1 pseudogene is annotated in these 1,462 nt (G+C 77.2%); it reads left to right on the plus strand.

Going from position 1 to position 1,462, the window contains the following annotated elements:
- Positions 1 to 1,462 (plus strand): annotated as a pseudogene (locus NBW84_RS23600) (hypothetical protein); the annotation flags it as partial.

Raw genomic sequence — 1,462 nt, forward strand, 5'->3', positions numbered from 1 at the left:
ACAGCCCGGCGCCGAGTGGTCCGGCAGCCGCGCGCGACGAGTCCGCGGGAGCGGCCGGAACGGTCACCGAGGCCGATGCGCACGAGGCGTTCCTACGCGCCCACCTCACGTTGATCAGACTGCTGCTGGCCCGCCACATCCGCTGGCTGCGGGCCCGCTGGGGGAGCGATCCGCTGCACCCGGCGCACGGCACGGTCATCAGCGACGAGCAGGCCGACCTGCTGCTCGCGCAGGACGGCCCGGACGCCCGGTGGCTGTTCCACGACGTCGACCCGCGGTCGCGGGACCTCACCGCCCGCATCACGCGGTTACGTGACGATCTCGACCGGATCCGGGAGGTGCTCCTCGACGCGGACACGCCCGCCCCGCTGGACGTGCTCGCGTCGGTGTTCGACCTGACCGATCTCGAGCGCGACAGCCTGGTGCTCTGCCTGGCGCCGCGCCTCGACCCGGCGTTCGAGCGCCTCTACGCCTACGCGCACGACGACGTCACCCGCGGCTGCCCCACGCCCGCCCTCGCGGCCGTGCTGCTCGCTGACGCGCCGCGGGCCAGTCCACCGGATCCGTCGGACGAACCGGCGGCGCCGATGTGGTGGGGGCCGGACGCGGCGGTGGCGAGCTTCGGCACGGGCCGGCCGCTGATCGGTTTCGGGCTGCTGCGGATCGGGGCCGGCGGGCCCGGTGTGCCGTTCACCGGGCGTCCGCTCGTTCTCGACGACCGGGTCGCGGAGTTCCTGCTCGGTGTCAACCGGACCGACGACGCCGTGACCGGCCTGCTCGGGGAGATCAGGACGGCGCCGCTCGCGGAAGCCCACCTCACGCTGGTCGACCGGCTCGCCGAGCGGCTGCGCGGGCATCCATCGCCGGTGGCGCGCTGGCCGGTCGTCAGCCTGGTCGGCCCACCCGGCAGCGGACGGCGGGCCTGCGCCGCCGCGCTGTGCGGCCGGCTCGGGCTGCGCGCCCGGGCCGTGGACGCCGCGGCCCTCGCGCGGCTCGGGTGGGCCGCACGCGCCGAGGTGGTCCGGCTGCTCGAGCGGGAGGCCGCGTTGTGCCGGTACGTCTACGTGATCGGCGGATCCGCGCTCGACGGCGCGGCGTCCGATGACGGCCGTGACGGCGGGCAGGCCGTCGCCGCCGACATCCACGATCATGAGCAGGCCGCGGCCCTCCGCGACCTGGCGGCGAGGCTGCGGGCGCCGGTCGTCGTGGTCGGCACGCGCCGGTGGGACGGCGACCGGGACGTTCTCGCCGTCGACATGCCCGTCCTCGACCCGCCGCTGCGCCGCGAACTGTGGACGAGGGGCCTGGCCGCCGCACGGCGCTCGGCGGGCGTCCCACCAGAAGCCGAAGCCGAGGCCGGGGCTGGGGCCGGGGCTGGGGCTGGGGCTGGCCCCGGCGCCGGCGCCGCGGGAACGCCGGGCGGGACAGGTGGGCTGGGCGGGCCGGCCGGGCCGGGCTGGGC

The sequence above is a fragment of the Protofrankia sp. CiP1_Cm_nod2 genome (assembly GCF_920664355.1).
Lineage (GTDB): Bacteria > Actinomycetota > Actinomycetes > Frankiales > Frankiaceae > Protofrankia.